The sequence below is a fragment of the Capnocytophaga sp. G2 genome, assembly GCF_035282625.1.
Taxonomy (GTDB): Bacteria; Bacteroidota; Bacteroidia; order Flavobacteriales; family Flavobacteriaceae; genus Capnocytophaga.
In genome coordinates this window covers 62,962-77,974 of sequence record NZ_JAYKBU010000001.1, presented here as the reverse complement: position 1 = coordinate 77,974, position 15,013 = coordinate 62,962, and the positions used below count along the sequence as shown (strand labels likewise).

The following is a 15,013-nucleotide window of genomic DNA, read 5'->3' as shown; positions in this document are numbered from 1 at the left end:
TTTTAGGTGGAGAATGTACTACTCCCTTATAATTTTAATGTTTTTATCTCCAAACTTCTCTGAGAGCCACCTTTGAAGTTTATCCGTATCTATTTCCTTAACTACTTCTTTTCCTTTTATACTTTCCTTTACAGGTTCATAGAGCATCACTGTAGTTGTACCAATGGTATCTTTCTTCGAGAAACTATTGAGTTTCCCAAAATAGAAATTTTTAATATTAGGAAAGAGGATTTTTATTTCTTGGGCAAATTTATTATCCTCCATCTTATACTTTTCTAATTCTTCTGTAAGATATTTAATCTTCACATCCTTATTGGAGAGAGAAGCTTTATTCTTGTTAATTTCTGATAGTATTTCAGCACTGATATCCGATTCCTTTTGACGAATAACAAGATCAGTATTGAGTATATTGAAGTTTTTTAGGTTATTCTGTAAGTTCTTCAGTTCCTCATCTGTGAATTTCTTATCCAGAAAAGCCAATTCAATAGTTTTAGGAGTTGAATTATAATGTATTCTTTTATAAATAATCGTATATCCGTTATTTTCAAATTCAGCAGTAATAAAATGGGTTACGTTCTCATGGAAATTTTTTTCCTGGAAAAGGCTATATGCCAAATACAAACTGGGAGTAATAATCAGTATTACCAATGAGGTAATGACATAACGCAGACGCTTGTTGAGAGCTTCGTTTCCTGTATTCTTTGGTGTATATTTAAGATATTTGATAATCAAGAACGTAGCAATTCCTATAAAAAAGCAATTGATACTATATAAATAAAAAGCCCCTAAAAAATATGTAAAATTAGCTGTTGCCAATCCAAATCCTGCTGTACAGAGTGGGGGCATTAAAGCCGTAGCAATGGCTACTCCTGGAATAGGATTTCCTTTCTCCTGACGGGTAAGCGAGATGGCTCCCACCACCCCACCAAAGAAGGCAATCAGTACATCATAGATAGTAGGTGAGGTGCGTGCTAATAACTCAGATTGTACATCCTTGAACGGACTTATATAGAAGTAGACAAAAGAAACTAATAAGCTTACGAAGGTAGCAATCAACAGGCTGCGACCTGTATTCTTTAGAAGTTCAAAATCATAGGTAGCCAAAGCAAAACCTGCTCCTACAATAGGTCCCATAAGGGGAGAAATAAGCATCGCTCCTATAATCACTGCAGTAGAATTGACATTCAATCCAATAGAGGCAATGAGAATAGCACAAGCCAAAATCCATAAATTAGCACCACGAAAAGAAATATTACTAAGAATATCCTCTATTACCTTTTCTTTTTTCTCCTCTCCTTGATGCAAATTAAGAAGGTTTTTTAGAAAACTCATTATATTAGTTTCAATTAGTGTTTATGGAGACAAAGATAATTAATTATTACTTATTAACTCATGTCGTTGATAAAAATTTAACAAAAATATCTATTACTGAATGTCCCTTCGTTCCCTTCCATAGAGGATACAGATAATAAAGCACCTAAATCACTATAAAAACACAGGAAAAGGAATATATTTTTCTTAATGATTTCATTGGCAAAAGGAGGAACTATATATTTTTTCCTTACCTTTGCATTTTATTTAATGATATGAATCCTCCTATTACTGATTATTTAGCCTTGGGAAGGCAGTTGCGTTGTCCTGAGGGAACTCTTGCTCAGGAGATTGGGGACTACCTTTTTGTTTCCAACCGAAATATGATTGAAAAGACCATAGATACTCTTGCGTTAGCGCAAGATGACCATGTATTGGAAATAGGCTTTGGTAACGGTAAGCATCTGCCCTATCTCTTCTGTAAAGCTAAGGATATACACTATACAGGCGTGGAGCTTTCCGCTGAGATGATAAGGCAAGCTAAAGCCAATAACAATGTCTTCATAAGGCAGAAAAGAGCTGTTTTTTTGAAAGAGAATACCAAAGAGACACTAAGCTTTTTACCTTCCTCTTTTCATGCATATTTTTCGGTAAACACATATTACTTTATCAATGATCTTAAGCGCCATTTCCAACAGGTGTATTCCTATCTTATACAGGGCGGGAAGCTCTGTTTGGGATATATAGATAAGGCTTTTGGAGAGCGTATGCCTTTTACCAAAGAAGGCTTTGCTTTCTACAGTCACAAGGAACTTGAGGATATGCTTCTCTCTGTAGGTTTTACTAACTTCAGAGTACATTCCTTCACAGAAGATATTGCTGGTCGGGGCAATAGGAATATCACCAGACCCTTTTATGTAGCTATGGCTAATAAGTAAAGGGGGCTATCCTTTTCAAACGATCTCTCTTATTACCAAGTTCTATTCCTTGATTACTTTTGCAGGTTTGGTTACTGAAATTTCTTCTTTGGCATTTCCTCTGTAGGAGACGGTCAAGAAGCCTATGATACTTCCCTTAAGAGTACGTTCCACCCACAAGCGCATAGTGCCCATACCATCGGTAAAAAGGTTTGCATTTTCTACCCTCACATTTTGGAAATTTAGGTCACTATCACACTGTTCTATATCCAAATTCTTTATACGCCCATTGAAGGAAACCTCTTGTACACTTCTGGCATATAGCTGACAGTTTTGTGATTGTAAGAACATACGTCCTCCTTTTATAATTCCCATGGTTAACTCAAGTTCATCTACATTCAATTGCAAGTCCAAGTCACCTACCGATTCCATTTTTATATTCATTTTTTGTAAGCGCACTTCCTTTGTGGAAGAGATATCTCCCGCCCACTTGAGGTAGATCTGCTCTATTTCATCACTTACAGGAATGGTTACATAGATCTTTCCTGTAGTTATTAAGGAGACTCCTCCTTCACCTTGAACTTTCATTTTTAAGGTACTGTCCTCTACAAATATTTTGATAATAGGGTGAATAGCATTATCTGCTTCCACTTGTATTTCACCACTTTTCCCATTTTTTAGTATGATATTAAAACTACTATCATCTATTAGGATTTTATCGTATTTGGCTACTTTAAAAGTTTTAATACTCCTCTTTCCAGAAGGTTCATAGGTATTTATCTGTCCATATAAGGAACTTATAAAGAAATAAGTAATTAGGAACAAGGCTAATTTTTTCATGATACAACCATATTTATTTTTGGCAAATATATGAATTAATTTCTTACTAAAATAGTATGACAAAAAAACGAAGTAATATTTCGTAAATAATTATTGCTTTTGTAGCACCTAACAAATGAATAATTAAAAATCAAATATTTATTAAAAAAGGGTTTTGCAGCTATTGCTGCTTCTTACATAAGACTAATGAAGACTTCATAAATTAAATTAAAAGGTCTAAAAGGAAATGAGTAATATCATTTATATACTTATATTTACTAATTGAATATACACAAAATGTATAAGGCTCTCATTTTAATCAAAAGAGAAAGATTATGTGAGAATACTTATAAAAGTGGTGAGTATAAAGGCATTTATAAAATCTACGAAGAAAGCACCTACCATAGGAACAATCAAGAAAGCTTTATGAGAAGGTCCAAACCGCTCTGTTACAGATTGCATATTAGCTACTGCTGTAGGAGTAGCTCCTAAACCAAAACCACAGTGACCTGCAGCTAAAACGGCTGCATCATAATCCTTCCCCATTAGTCGATAGGTAACAAAATAGGCATATGTACTCATTACAAATGTTTGTACAGCAAGTATTACAAGCATAGGCAACGCCAAATCCAGTAATTGCCATAATTTCAAGTTCAGCAGGGCAATTCCTAAGAACAGACTTAAGGAGGCATTTCCAAATACATCAATGGCTCGGTCGAACATATTAACTTTGAAAGCTGAAGTAAGTACATTCCTTAGGATAACTCCGAAGAAAAGCGCCCATACGAACTGAGGAAGAGTGAATTTTTCAGGGAAAAATGCCTTTATTTCAGGAAGGGTCATCAGTGCAGAAAAAGATAAGCAGGCGGCAAAGAGAGCCATTGTTTCGATAACTGATTTGGAGGTGATTAACCGGCGCTTCTCAGGATGTTCAAATACTTCCACTGTGGTATCTGCAGTATCTTCCTGTCCTGTTTCAGCAAGAGGTTTTTTCCCTATTTTGTTTACCAAGCGACGTGCTACAGGCCCACCAATAAGTCCACCAAGTACCAAACCGAAAGTAGCGGCTGCCATTCCCAAATCCGTAGCTCCTGTAATATTATATTTCTGTTCAAGGACTTTGCCCCAAGCCCCTGCAGTACCATGTCCTCCAGTGAGGGTGATTGAACCAGTCATTAAGCCGACAATAGGCTTTAATCCGAAAGTTGCTGCTAAGCTTACTCCTACTATGTTCTGGACTACTATAAAAAGCGCCACCACTGCCAGGAAGATGAATAACCCTACACCTCCTGCTTTAAGCCGAGAAAAATCCGCACTTAAGCCAATGGAAGAGAAGAAGATAAGCATAAAAGTGTCCTGTAAGCCCTCATTAAAAGAAAAAGATAATCCCGTACTCATGTACAGAATATAAATAATAAAGGCAGCTAATAATCCTCCTGCGACAGGTTCTGGAATATTAAAGTTCTGTAGGAATTGGATTTTGCTGACCAAAAACCTTCCCAATAGAAGTACTAAGGTCGCAATAATAAGGGTGTAATAGGAATCAATAATGATTGTATTCATAACAAATAAAGTTATTAGATGGAGTTAATAAAAAATCCTCTTAGTAATTAAGAGGAAACTTAAGCACAGTACCTGAGGAGGGAATCGAACCCTCACTCCGAAGAACACGAGTTTGAGTCGTGCGCGTCTACCAATTCCGCCACTCAGGCAATTGTTATGAATTCGGGTGCAAAAGTACAATTATTTTTTGAAATGACAAAAAAAGAATAAATCTTTTTCAAAAATCATTTTTAATTTATATCTTTGCGCCTTAAAAATAAGAGAGAAAAATCATATACAATAAAAAAATCTAATATACTTATAACTACTTGACTTATGGAAAATTCTATACCTGCTGTTAAGATTTTTGCTTGCACACAATCTACAGAATTGGCAAACAAAATTGCATACGAATACGGTATTGAGTTAGGGAAAATTATCTTCTCACATTTCAGTGATGGTGAATTTCAACCTTCTTTTGAGGAATCCGTTAGGGGATCACGTGTATTTCTGATTGGTTCTACACAGCCCTCTTCAGAGAATCTGATGGAAATGCTGCTAATGATAGATGCTGCTAAGCGCGCTTCTGCTAAGCATATTACGGCTGTAATTCCTTATTTTGGTTGGGCACGTCAGGATAGGAAGGATAAGCCACGAGTACCTATTGCTGCGAAGCTTGTTGCTACCTTACTAGAAACAGCAGGAGCTACACGCATCATTACAATGGACTTACATGCAGATCAAATTCAGGGCTTTTTTGAAATTCCAGTAGATCACCTTTATGCTTCTACTATTTTCTTGCCTTACATTGAATCCTTGAATTTAGATAACTTATGTGTTGCTTCTCCTGATATGGGAGGTTCTAAAAGAGCACATCTGTATGCTAAGTTTCTTAATTCAGAGGTCGTTATTTGCTATAAGCAGCGCAAAAAGGCGAATGTGATAGAAAAGATGGACTTAATAGGGGAAGTGGAAGGTAAAAATATCATCCTTGTGGATGACATGGTGGACACAGCAGGAACCCTTGTGAAAGCCTCTGAGATTATGATAGAAAAAGGAGCCCTAAGTGTAAGAGCTGTCTGTACCCATGCACTACTAAGTGGTAATGCCTTGGAAAAGATAGAAAAATCACCTATAGAGGAACTCATTGTTACCGATTCAGTGCCTCATAGCAATATAAATAGTAAGAAAATACATGTACTAAGTTGTGCTAAACTTTTCGCAGATGTTATGCATTCGGTACATGAACATGCTTCTATTAGCAACAAATTTTTAATCTAAATTTTTAATTAATATATATTTATGCAATCAATTACAATCGTAGGATCTCAAAGAGAAAGCGTGGGCAAAGCAGCAAGCAAAGCCTTACGTAATGCTGGAAAGGTTCCTTGCGTACTATACGGAGGGGATAATACCATTCACTTTTCAGCCGATGCCTTAGCATTCAAGAACTTGGTATATACTCCCAATGTATATACAGCAACGATTGAATTAGGAGGAAAAACATATACAGCAATCCTCCAAGATATTCAGTTTGACCCTGTAACTGATAAGATTATCCATGTGGATTTCTATCAATTACATAAGGATAAAGAAATTACCTTGGCGGTGCCAATTCAGATTGTAGGAACAGCTCCTGGTGTTATTGCAGGGGGTACTCTTCGTGTGGTGAACCGTAAGCTCAAAGTAAAGTCTTTGCCTGATAACTTGCCTGATTTTGTCCCTATAGACATTTCTTGGATGGAAATGGGTAACCGTTTCTATGTAACGAAAATAAAACAGGATAAATACAAAATTATGCACCCTGATAATACAGTAGTATGCCAAGTACGTGTATCACGTGCTGCTCTCAAAGCGGCTCAGGATGCAGCTAAAGCAGATACTACTGCCAAGAAAAAGAAGTAAAATTTTTTCTAAAAGAATTTCTTTTTATAGAGAAAGAGAGGCTTTCCGTTACGGAAAGCCTCTCTTTGTATAAGGTATTAAAATTCTGCATTTTGAGGAGTACGAGGATAAGGAATTACATCACGAATATTGGACATTCCAGTAGTGAAGAGCACTAATCGCTCAAAGCCTAAACCAAAGCCACTATGTACTACGGTACCAAATTTGCGCAAGTCCAAGTACCACCATAGGTCAGCTTCCTTCATCCCTAAGTCAGCTATTTTTTTCTTGAGTACCTCATAGCGTTCCTCACGCTGAGAACCTCCTACAATTTCGCCTATGCCAGGAAAAAGTATATCCATGGCTCGTACAGTTTTGCCATCGTCATTCAATCGCATATAGAAAGCCTTTATCTTCGCCGGATAGTCATAGAGGATTACAGGACAGCCAAAGTGTTTTTCTACCAAATAACGTTCATGTTCGCTTTGCAGATCCACCCCCCATTCATCTATAAGGTATTGGAACTTTTTCTTTTTGTTATAGTTACAGTTCTTAAGGATTTCTACGGCATCGGTATAGCTTACCCGCTTGAAATCATTATGGATAACAAACTCTAGTTTCTCAATCAAGGACATTTCGCTGCGTTCCTGTTGAGGTTTTGTTTTTTCTTCTTCCAGGAATCGTTGGTTAAGAAACTCAATATCATCACGACGCACCTCTAAGGTATAACGAAGTACCTCTTTGATAAAATCCTCAGCAAGGTTCATATTATCGATAAGGTCATAGAAAGCCATTTCTGGTTCAATCATCCAGAATTCAGCCAAGTGTCGGGAAGTATTGGAGTTCTCTGCTCGGAAGGTAGGACCGAAAGTATATATCTTTCCCAGAGACATAGCGAAAGTTTCTCCCTCAAGCTGTCCGGAAACAGTAAGGTTGGTTTCTCGTCCAAAAAAATCTTTTTTATAGTCTACTTCACCCTCTGTAGTAAGAGGTGGGTTTTTGGCATCTAAAGTAGTTACACGGAACATCTCACCGGCACCTTCTGCATCACTTCCGGTGATAATAGGGGTATTTACATAGAAGAAGCCATGATCCTGTAAGTACCTATGTATAGCATAAGCTAAAGTAGAACGTACACGCATGATAGCCCCGAAGACATTAGTGCGTACACGTAAGTGAGCATTCTCTCGTAAGAATTCTAAAGAATGCCTCTTGGGTTGAATAGGGTACTCATCGGGATTACAATCTCCTAAGATGGTAATTTGAGAGGCTTGCACCTCAATAGTTTGCCCTTTCCCTTGACTTTCTACTACTTTTCCATTCACTTCAATTGCTGCTCCTGTAGTAATTCGCTTTAGGAGCTGCTCATCCGTATGTTCAAAATCCACTACTACTTGGATGTTTTCAATAGTGGAACCGTCATTCAAAGCAATAAAACGATTGCTACGGAAAGTGCGCACCCAACCTTTCAGAGTTATCCCCTCAGAGTGTTTCTTTCCTTGTAATAATTCTTTAATACTCATATAATTAAGATAATAATAACAGGTAATTAAGTAAAGTCACCAAATAATTACAAAACGAATAGAGAGATGATTAGCAACTTACTTCTACCCTAATACTCAAGTGAACTGCAAAGGTAGTGAAAAAAGTAGAATTTTAGCATGAAAAATAAAAGTTTTAGTTTTTTCCTTCTTATTTACATATTCAACTGTAGTGGCTTTTTTATATGCTTTCTTGTAAAAAGGTTTGTAATATTGTCTGTTTCATTACCTATTCTTATCTATATAAGCTACTTTTTCAGTGAATCTTATTTAGGATATCTTCACTAAAGTCTTCTATTCCTGTTTTATCTTTTACTTTGTAAGCCTTTTTATTATTGAACTTCAATTAGTGATGACCGTCTATTTTACATGAACATAGGTGCTTTTCCTCTTGATTAATAGTCAATGAACTAATATACTTTTGAAAATTTATTTTAAGGACAAAAGGCACGGCATATTATCTTTTTTTTACTTCTATAGGCATTTAAGAGAAGAGAGTAAGTAAAATAAAAATGTTAAATATTTGGTAATTAATGTTTAATATCTGATAATTAAAAATACTTTTGTCAGGATTTCAATAAATGAACGACTATATAAACAAGTATTTTTTAAAAATATATTAGATGAAATCAGTAACAGAAGAAGTTGCCCAATGGGTGGATCGCTATACCCAAAAGTTATTAGACCATGCTTACTATTTGCTTTCTGATAGGATAGAAGCACAGGATATGGTGCAGGAGGTATTCCTTACTGCTCTTTCTTGTTTTGATTCTTTTGAAGGCAAGAGTAATCCTCTTACATGGCTAAAAGGGATTTTACACCATAAGGTCGCTGACTATTACAAAAAAAAGTACAAAGCACAGCATGTTAGCTTTGATTATTTCTTTGATGAGGATGGTTCTTGGAGGAATAATCAAAATTTGGAAGAATGGGCGGAGGAAGAACCTGATCTGGTGGCTTTATTGGACGATACTTATTTTCATGATACTCTTGAGGATTGTTTAGAGAAGTTACCTCCTAAGTGGAAAATCTTGGTTAAAATGTGTTATCTCGAAGCGAAAAGATATTCAGAAATATGTCAGGATATCTATATATCACAGACTAATTATTGGAAGACACTCCAAAGAAGTCGTCTGCAGCTAAGAGAATGTTTAGAAATTAATTGGTTTAAAGAATAATGAAAAAAATCCTCCATAAGTTCATTCATTTTATAATCCTTCCATGTAAGGATGCTACTTTTCTTATTGAAAAGCAGTTACATACAAAGCTCTCCTTAAAGGAAAGCCTACAGCTAAGGGCTCATTTACACCTCTGTAAGTTATGCTTAGCCTACAGTAAAAAGGCAGCTATTATTCACCAATGGCTACGGAAAAACCTTGGTAAAGAGATTGCAAGAACCCCTGAGAAACCAGGTGAATTAGAGGACTTCAAAAGAGACTTAAAAGAGAAACTATACAAACATACTTAATGTATTCTACTTTTTGTTAATTTTTTCTTTAAGGGTGCAGGAATAAGCACCCTTATTTTTTAACTTTTTATTTTTGTCAGTTTTTATGGATTTCTTCTACTAAGAGAATGTAAAGTTTAAACAAATATCTTATGAATCACAAAAAAAATATCTTAGTTCTCTATAGAATAGGTTATTATACGATTCTCTATGGAACAGCTCTTATCTTGTTATGGATAGGTGTTTTCAAATTTACCCAAGCGGAAGCAAATGCTATTAAGCCTTTATTAACCCATCACTTCCTGCTCTCATGGTTATATCACCTATTCTCTGTTCAAGGAGTATCTAACTTGATTGGTATTGTTGAAATAATTGTTGGGTTCTCCTTTATTTTAGGAATACGCTCTGTATGTTTCCGTAAGATAGCCTTTATAGGAAGTACTATTATTTTCTGTGTAACACTTAGCTTTTTGTTCACTACACCTAATAAATGGCGCATTATTGAAGGAGTCCCAATTACCGATTTTTTTATTTTAAAGGATATAGCCCTTTTAGCTGCTGGATTTATATCACTTAGAAAACCTTGAATAGTAACACTGTAACATTATTAATTAAATATAACTGTATGAAAAATGTTCTAACATTAGTATTGGTCGCTTTATGCACCTTTGTCCTACAAGGACAAACCTCTGATAACACTATTTATTCTTTCAAAGTCAGAGACCTTTATGGGAAAGTATTTGATTTTGCTTCTTTAAAGGGAAAGAAAGTAATGATTGTCAATACCGCCTCAAAGTGTGGGCTTACTCCACAATACAAATCTTTGGAGGCTCTTTACCAGAAGTACAAGGATAAGGATTTTGTTATTATTGGCTTCCCCTCCAATAGTTTTGAGCAAGAATTAAGCAATGAAGCTCAGGTAGCTCAGTTTTGCCAGGCTAATTATGGAGTTACTTTTCCCATGATGGAGATTATAACCGTAAAGGGAGAAAAAATGCATCCACTCTATCAGTTTCTCACTCAGAAAAAATTAAATATGGTTACTGATTCACAAGTTCAATGGAATTTCCAAAAATATTTGATAGGAAAAAATGGAATGTTAGAGAAGGTAATTCCTCCCAAAACCCTCCCAGACACTCCTGAAATTCTTCAATGGATAGAAAAATAAGTTAACGAATTAAATAAAAACAAACATTAAAATTATCAACGTATGAGATTTAATCTTTTTTCAGCAGCTGTGCTTTTTTCAGCATTATTTGTCTCTTGTAAAAAGGACGAAAACAAACCAATGACTCCTCCAGAAAATAAGGCAGAATCCACCATTACATTTGAGAATGTAGTAAAACCCATGAAATATGTACAAAGTGGTACCTTTCATGGAGAAGGCGTATTCCGAGAAGGAGGTAAGGAAATTAAGAACCTTATTCTCCCTTCGGATGATCCTAAAACTAATTCAGCCTCTTTCTCTTTTTATGCAGGGAAAGGACAGCGACTTATGTTCGCTATGATGTTTGGTGCTTCTAAGGATTGGTTCTTTGCAAGTGTACAACCGGGAATTGAGTTGTATGATGCTCAGGGGAATCCCAGAACAGGTGATATCTCCTCTGATGTAAGCCTTTGGGATAATGGAACTAAGAATGATATGAGTGGAGCACAAGAAGATAAGACAATTACTTCACTCAAAGCAAGAACAATGCCCCAGAACTTAATGAAACTTTTTCTAAGTTATGAGCCTATATCCTCTCGCTTTACCTTGAAAATTACCAATACATCCAAAGATAAGATGAGTACAGATGGAATGTCCTTAACAACTCCTTTTGCCCCTGGTGTCTGGGTAGTATCTAATGTATTAGGCGGAAAGTTGTTGGATGAGAAACCTTTCTTTGAAGCACAAAAGAAGAGTAGTAAGGAACTTACACTCCTTGCTCAAACAGGAGATCCTAATCCTTTGTATCAGAAGGTTAAAAAAGAAACGGGTATTATTACAGGGCTTTCCCCTGCAGTAGTGGTACTCTATACTGGAGATAAGAATCCTCTCTATGAAATGGGTAAAAAGGATGCTGGTTTAGGTTTGAAAGAATTATCACAAAAAGGAGATTTTAGCAAGCTACAGGCCTCCTTAAAAGGAATGAAGGGTGTGAAAGAAGTGTATATAGCGGGAAATGCTCCTATTGCTCCCAATGGGAAGGCAATGACAAAAATTAAGAAAAGTCAAGGAGATAAAATAGCCTATGCTTTTATGTTTGGTTATTCTAATGATTGGTTTTATGCCAACAGTGACCCTATTCTTTCCACCAGCAAAGGGGATCTTACTAACAAAACAGCTCTTTTTGATAGTGGTACAGGAGTGGATCAATTCCCTGGCGCAGGAAACAAACAAGCACTTTTTGGAGGTACACCTGATAAGGAAGAAAAACCGATTACAAAGGTAGGTACTACTTTCCCTGTACCTGCAACAGGACAAGTAGTGAAAGTAACTCTGCAATAACGGATAAGTTTTATATATCAAAAATCATCCAAAATTGGATGGAGAAGAGGTTGTCTGTAAGGGCAGCCTCTTTTTTTGGACTATTTCTACTGATAGTGCTGGCGGAAACATTAAGTTTCTCTACCATAAATTTTTGTTTCATTCTGCTTGTAAAATACGTTCCTATTTCGTACCTTCCTGAGTTAGATGTTTATATTTCAATGCCTATTTTGTGTTTATCTTAAATTTCAGTTACTAATTAATGCTATTTGACCCTACACCCCGTAGCCTCCGCAGCCTTGCAGACGAAATTGTAAAGTGTTTGGCTCAGTTCAGCTTCTTCTGGATGTCTGAATGAAAAATCATCAGGGTGTGCTACATTGTAAGGGGCTGTAATATGTGGAGCGTAGAATAATTTTACCCATTTTATTAATTTCTCTTTTAAGGGACTTTCACTGCTTTGAATTTGGGTTAGTAAACATTCATAAAATTCATCGGTTACCTTAAAAACACAATTCCTTTCAGAAGGTTTCACTTTATCTAAATAGCAATAAGCCCAGAAATTACACTGTATCATTTCTGCTTGAGAGAAATCTATATTTTCCATTCGGTTATCTACTTTTTCAGGTAAAATAGGTTCTTTTTGCGAAGTAAAGTCTCTTACTCCCCAGAAAGAAGTATCATAAAGTACACCTTCAAAGGTACAATTTTTTAAGGATGAATACCAAAATTTAGCTTTGTAAATATCACCAATGAACAAGCAATCTTCTATCAGCTTACAGTTAAAATCTAAGCGTACATTCTTTTTGATATCAGAAAAGAGGCAGTCTTTAATGACTGCTTGGAGGAAGCCAACACCTTTGTATTTGCAATTGATAAAACAACACGATAGGAATGTAGCCCCTCGTCCACAAAGGGGAGTATATTCACTCTGCTGAAAAGAGCTTTCATCAAAAATTACGCGGTTTATTAGAGGAGTAAAAGTTTCGGTTTCTGCAATTTGAAAGTTTTGCCATAGCGAACCTGAGAAATCAGAATTACTAAGAGAAACGTTGATACATTCACCTTTACCGATGAGTTTGATACCGCGAAAATCTTGTAAGTCATCGTCTATTGTAGTACCAAAAGGGGATACACTGAGGTTTTGTGTAGCAGTGAGCACGTCTTGCAAAGTGGAATAAACATCCCAACGTTTTTTAAATTTAAGAGGAATAGGCATAAGTGATAATGTGTTAATGGGTAAGTTTATCTATAAGTCAATTTGCTATTATCTACCCCTCAATAGTAGCCTCTTCGAGTTCTCCGTTGAGGTCCCCGTATACGACAATGGCGTGCCCCCAGAACATATCGTCATCATCAAAATAGATACAGAAGCGCTTGTCCTCAAAAAGAAGGATACTTGTGATACTCATACGCTGAGCAAAATGCTCAGGGGTAATCTCAGGGGCAGTAACATCTGCTTCTTTTTGCCATTTGTTGACTAAAGCAGTAAGCTTTTCAGTGGCAAAGACTTTGAGGGTTGCTACCCATCTGTCGAATTTGCCCTTAGTAGCATTTTTGAAAGATTTTAAGATATCTTGTAGCTCACTTAGATCGGTAGTTTCTACGGTGAACTGCATTTCTTCATCGGTGTAGAGGATTTCCCCCTCAAACCAATCGTATTCTCTGTCGAGTGCTAAACTAAAATCTTCATCTTCATAAGTAACTTCGGTGTTGTACTCCTCAATAATAGAGTCAAAACGAGGTTCGGTTACATTCTCTTCCAAAACTGCTACCAACATAAAGCAGCGTTGCTCAGGGTGTGAGTGTTCTGGTTTCTTAGGACGTACTCTGATGCGGAAAGCTTTCAGTGGGGCAAAGTAATACTGCCAATTACTTTCATCAGATACCAACCACTCTAAACGGATATTTCCTTCGTAAAACTCGCCAGTAGCTACCTCAATATACGCTAAAGGGTCGTTAGAAGGCACCCAAGCTCCATTATAATATGTTGCTCCATTGGTAGAACTTTCAATGAGCACGATAAGTTCCTTTTCTTCGGGAAGAAACTCATCAGAGAATTTTTGTACAGTTTGTGGGTTCATATATGTAATTTGTTAATAAGTTAATTTTCAATGATTGGATGAATTAAGAGTTATGCTTCACCCTGCCTACCGTGCTATGAGTCCTCTACGGCAAAGTTCCATTACGAATATCCAGAAGATATGCCCCAACATTTCTGATAGATTCTCATCAAAAGGAATTTCGGAGAGAGGTGGTACCAATCCCATCAAAGGCATTACAATGATATGGGCAAATATATTGGATACTATAGCAAAGATCGCTCCATACCATATACGTATAATAGGGAAAAACTCGGAGGCTACACAGTAAATCACCCCAAAAACTACGGAGAATAAAATATGCACGATAAAGATAGACAGAGGCAATTCTACACCTGAGAATGTATATGTCCAATCATAAGGGACACCTAATTGTTCTAAAAATACTTGTGGAGGTGTTACCCGTTCTAGTATACCATTGTGTATTACAGCACCTGTCATTCCTTCGTATGGAAAGCCTAATGAGGGATTACGAGGAGGAAAAGGCACTTCCCAGCCCCATTTTACAAAGGCTCCGATGATACCAATAAAGGCTCCAATACCAAAAGCCTTGGGCAAATTCCGCTCAGAAGAGGAAGTCATCTTAAAAGTATATCTGTTCATAAGCGAATAATTTAAAAGACAAAGGTAATATTTTTTAAGGATATTTTAATTTTCTTATGGAAAGAATTTTTTCTTTACATTTAAGGTGATTATCAAGTAATATTTAAATGTATAATCTCTAGAATTTGTATTTTATAAATAGGAGATACATAAATATATTTTTCCAAGTTGTATGGATAAATTATAATGTTATTCTATTTAAGCGTTTATTCTGGTAAAAATCATTTCATAGATTATTCAATTCTGGGTAAGAAAGTAAAAAAATAGCATTTTAATCTCTTATTGAGAAAACTTTTTGAGAAATATGAGAAAAAAATGGGCTGTTAATAACTTTTCTAAAAGGGATAAATTTTTTAGTACTTATAGGATATTTTATGTAA

The 15,013-nt window shown here is 36.1% G+C and carries 16 protein-coding genes and 1 tRNA gene; 8 read left to right on the top strand and 9 right to left on the bottom strand.

The genetic code is table 11. The features are described 5' to 3' along the window. Nucleotides 1–18: 18 nt before the first annotated feature. On the bottom strand, nt 19–1,332 hold the full coding sequence (locus VJJ03_RS00515; RefSeq protein ID WP_009744699.1) for a DUF389 domain-containing protein: 1,314 nt from the start codon (nt 1,330–1,332) through the stop codon (nt 19–21). A gap of 254 nt (nt 1,333–1,586) precedes the next feature. Between VJJ03_RS00515 and VJJ03_RS00510 the strand changes: the two genes are divergently transcribed. Then, complete coding sequence (locus tag VJJ03_RS00510; protein ID WP_009744698.1) at nt 1,587–2,249, top strand: class I SAM-dependent methyltransferase; 663 nt, start codon at nt 1,587–1,589, stop codon at nt 2,247–2,249. A 42-nt stretch (nt 2,250–2,291) separates the two neighbouring features. Here the strand turns inward: VJJ03_RS00510 and VJJ03_RS00505 are convergent, their stop codons facing one another. The 3 genes from VJJ03_RS00505 to VJJ03_RS00495 form a co-directional block, all read right to left on the bottom strand. Further along, nucleotides 2,292–3,068 (bottom strand): GIN domain-containing protein, encoded by a 777-nt coding sequence (locus VJJ03_RS00505; RefSeq protein ID WP_009744697.1) that lies wholly within the window; start codon nt 3,066–3,068, stop codon nt 2,292–2,294. Nucleotides 3,069–3,380: 312 nt separating this feature from the next. Beyond that, nucleotides 3,381–4,610 (bottom strand): sodium/glutamate symporter, encoded by a 1,230-nt coding sequence (gene gltS / locus VJJ03_RS00500; RefSeq protein WP_009744696.1) that lies wholly within the window; start codon nt 4,608–4,610, stop codon nt 3,381–3,383. Nucleotides 4,611–4,679: 69 nt separating this feature from the next. Then, nucleotides 4,680–4,759, bottom strand: a tRNA-Leu gene (locus tag VJJ03_RS00495). A 166-nt stretch (nt 4,760–4,925) separates the two neighbouring features. Between VJJ03_RS00495 and VJJ03_RS00490 the strand changes: the two genes are divergently transcribed. Next, nucleotides 4,926–5,870 carry a ribose-phosphate pyrophosphokinase gene (locus VJJ03_RS00490; protein ID WP_009744695.1) on the top strand — a complete coding sequence of 315 codons (945 nt, stop codon included), beginning with the start codon at nt 4,926–4,928 and terminating at the stop codon, nt 5,868–5,870. Between the two features lie 21 nt (nt 5,871–5,891). Then, nucleotides 5,892–6,494 carry a 50S ribosomal protein L25/general stress protein Ctc gene (locus VJJ03_RS00485; RefSeq protein WP_009744694.1) on the top strand — a complete coding sequence of 201 codons (603 nt, stop codon included), beginning with the start codon at nt 5,892–5,894 and terminating at the stop codon, nt 6,492–6,494. Nucleotides 6,495–6,571: 77 nt separating this feature from the next. Here the strand turns inward: VJJ03_RS00485 and asnS are convergent, their stop codons facing one another. After that, entirely contained in the window at nt 6,572–7,996 is a 1,425-nt protein-coding gene (asnS, locus tag VJJ03_RS00480) for an asparagine--tRNA ligase (RefSeq protein ID WP_323973150.1), read from the bottom strand. Between the two features lie 641 nt (nt 7,997–8,637). Here asnS and VJJ03_RS00475 point away from each other — a divergent pair. The 5 genes from VJJ03_RS00475 to VJJ03_RS00455 all read left to right on the top strand — a co-directional run bounded on the left by VJJ03_RS00475 (nt 8,638) and on the right by VJJ03_RS00455 (nt 11,949). Continuing rightward, nucleotides 8,638–9,192: a sigma-70 family RNA polymerase sigma factor gene (locus tag VJJ03_RS00475; protein ID WP_009744692.1), complete on the top strand. Its 555-nt coding sequence runs from the start codon at nt 8,638–8,640 to the stop codon at nt 9,190–9,192. Continuing rightward, nucleotides 9,192–9,482: a hypothetical protein gene (locus VJJ03_RS00470; RefSeq protein WP_009744691.1), complete on the top strand. Its 291-nt coding sequence runs from the start codon at nt 9,192–9,194 to the stop codon at nt 9,480–9,482. The genes VJJ03_RS00475 and VJJ03_RS00470 overlap by 1 nt, the downstream gene beginning before the upstream one ends. A 131-nt stretch (nt 9,483–9,613) precedes the next feature. Next, a complete protein-coding gene (locus tag VJJ03_RS00465) occupies nt 9,614–10,048 on the top strand; it encodes a DUF417 family protein (protein WP_009744690.1) in 435 nt (144 codons plus the stop codon). 38 nt (nt 10,049–10,086) lie between these two features. Continuing rightward, complete coding sequence (locus VJJ03_RS00460) at nt 10,087–10,629, top strand: glutathione peroxidase (RefSeq protein ID WP_009744689.1); 543 nt, start codon at nt 10,087–10,089, stop codon at nt 10,627–10,629. A gap of 42 nt (nt 10,630–10,671) precedes the next feature. Beyond that, nucleotides 10,672–11,949 carry a spondin domain-containing protein gene (locus VJJ03_RS00455; protein WP_009744688.1) on the top strand — a complete coding sequence of 426 codons (1,278 nt, stop codon included), beginning with the start codon at nt 10,672–10,674 and terminating at the stop codon, nt 11,947–11,949. Nucleotides 11,950–11,959: 10 nt separating this feature from the next. Here VJJ03_RS00455 and VJJ03_RS00450 read toward each other — a convergent pair whose 3' ends face one another. The 4 genes from VJJ03_RS00450 to VJJ03_RS00435 all read right to left on the bottom strand — a co-directional run bounded on the left by VJJ03_RS00450 (nt 11,960) and on the right by VJJ03_RS00435 (nt 14,633). Beyond that, nucleotides 11,960–12,091: a hypothetical protein gene (locus VJJ03_RS00450; RefSeq protein ID WP_256378926.1), complete on the bottom strand. Its 132-nt coding sequence runs from the start codon at nt 12,089–12,091 to the stop codon at nt 11,960–11,962. 102 nt (nt 12,092–12,193) lie between these two features. Next, nucleotides 12,194–13,147 carry a hypothetical protein gene (locus VJJ03_RS00445; protein WP_323973147.1) on the bottom strand — a complete coding sequence of 318 codons (954 nt, stop codon included), beginning with the start codon at nt 13,145–13,147 and terminating at the stop codon, nt 12,194–12,196. Nucleotides 13,148–13,199: 52 nt separating this feature from the next. Next, nucleotides 13,200–14,012, bottom strand: coding sequence for a DUF2262 domain-containing protein (locus VJJ03_RS00440; RefSeq protein ID WP_009744685.1), 813 nt, complete (start codon nt 14,010–14,012; stop codon nt 13,200–13,202). Nucleotides 14,013–14,078: 66 nt separating this feature from the next. Next, nucleotides 14,079–14,633, bottom strand: a complete 555-nt coding sequence (locus VJJ03_RS00435) for a DUF1440 domain-containing protein (RefSeq protein ID WP_216698032.1) — start codon at nt 14,631–14,633, stop codon at nt 14,079–14,081. Nucleotides 14,634–15,013: the final 380 nt, after the last annotated feature.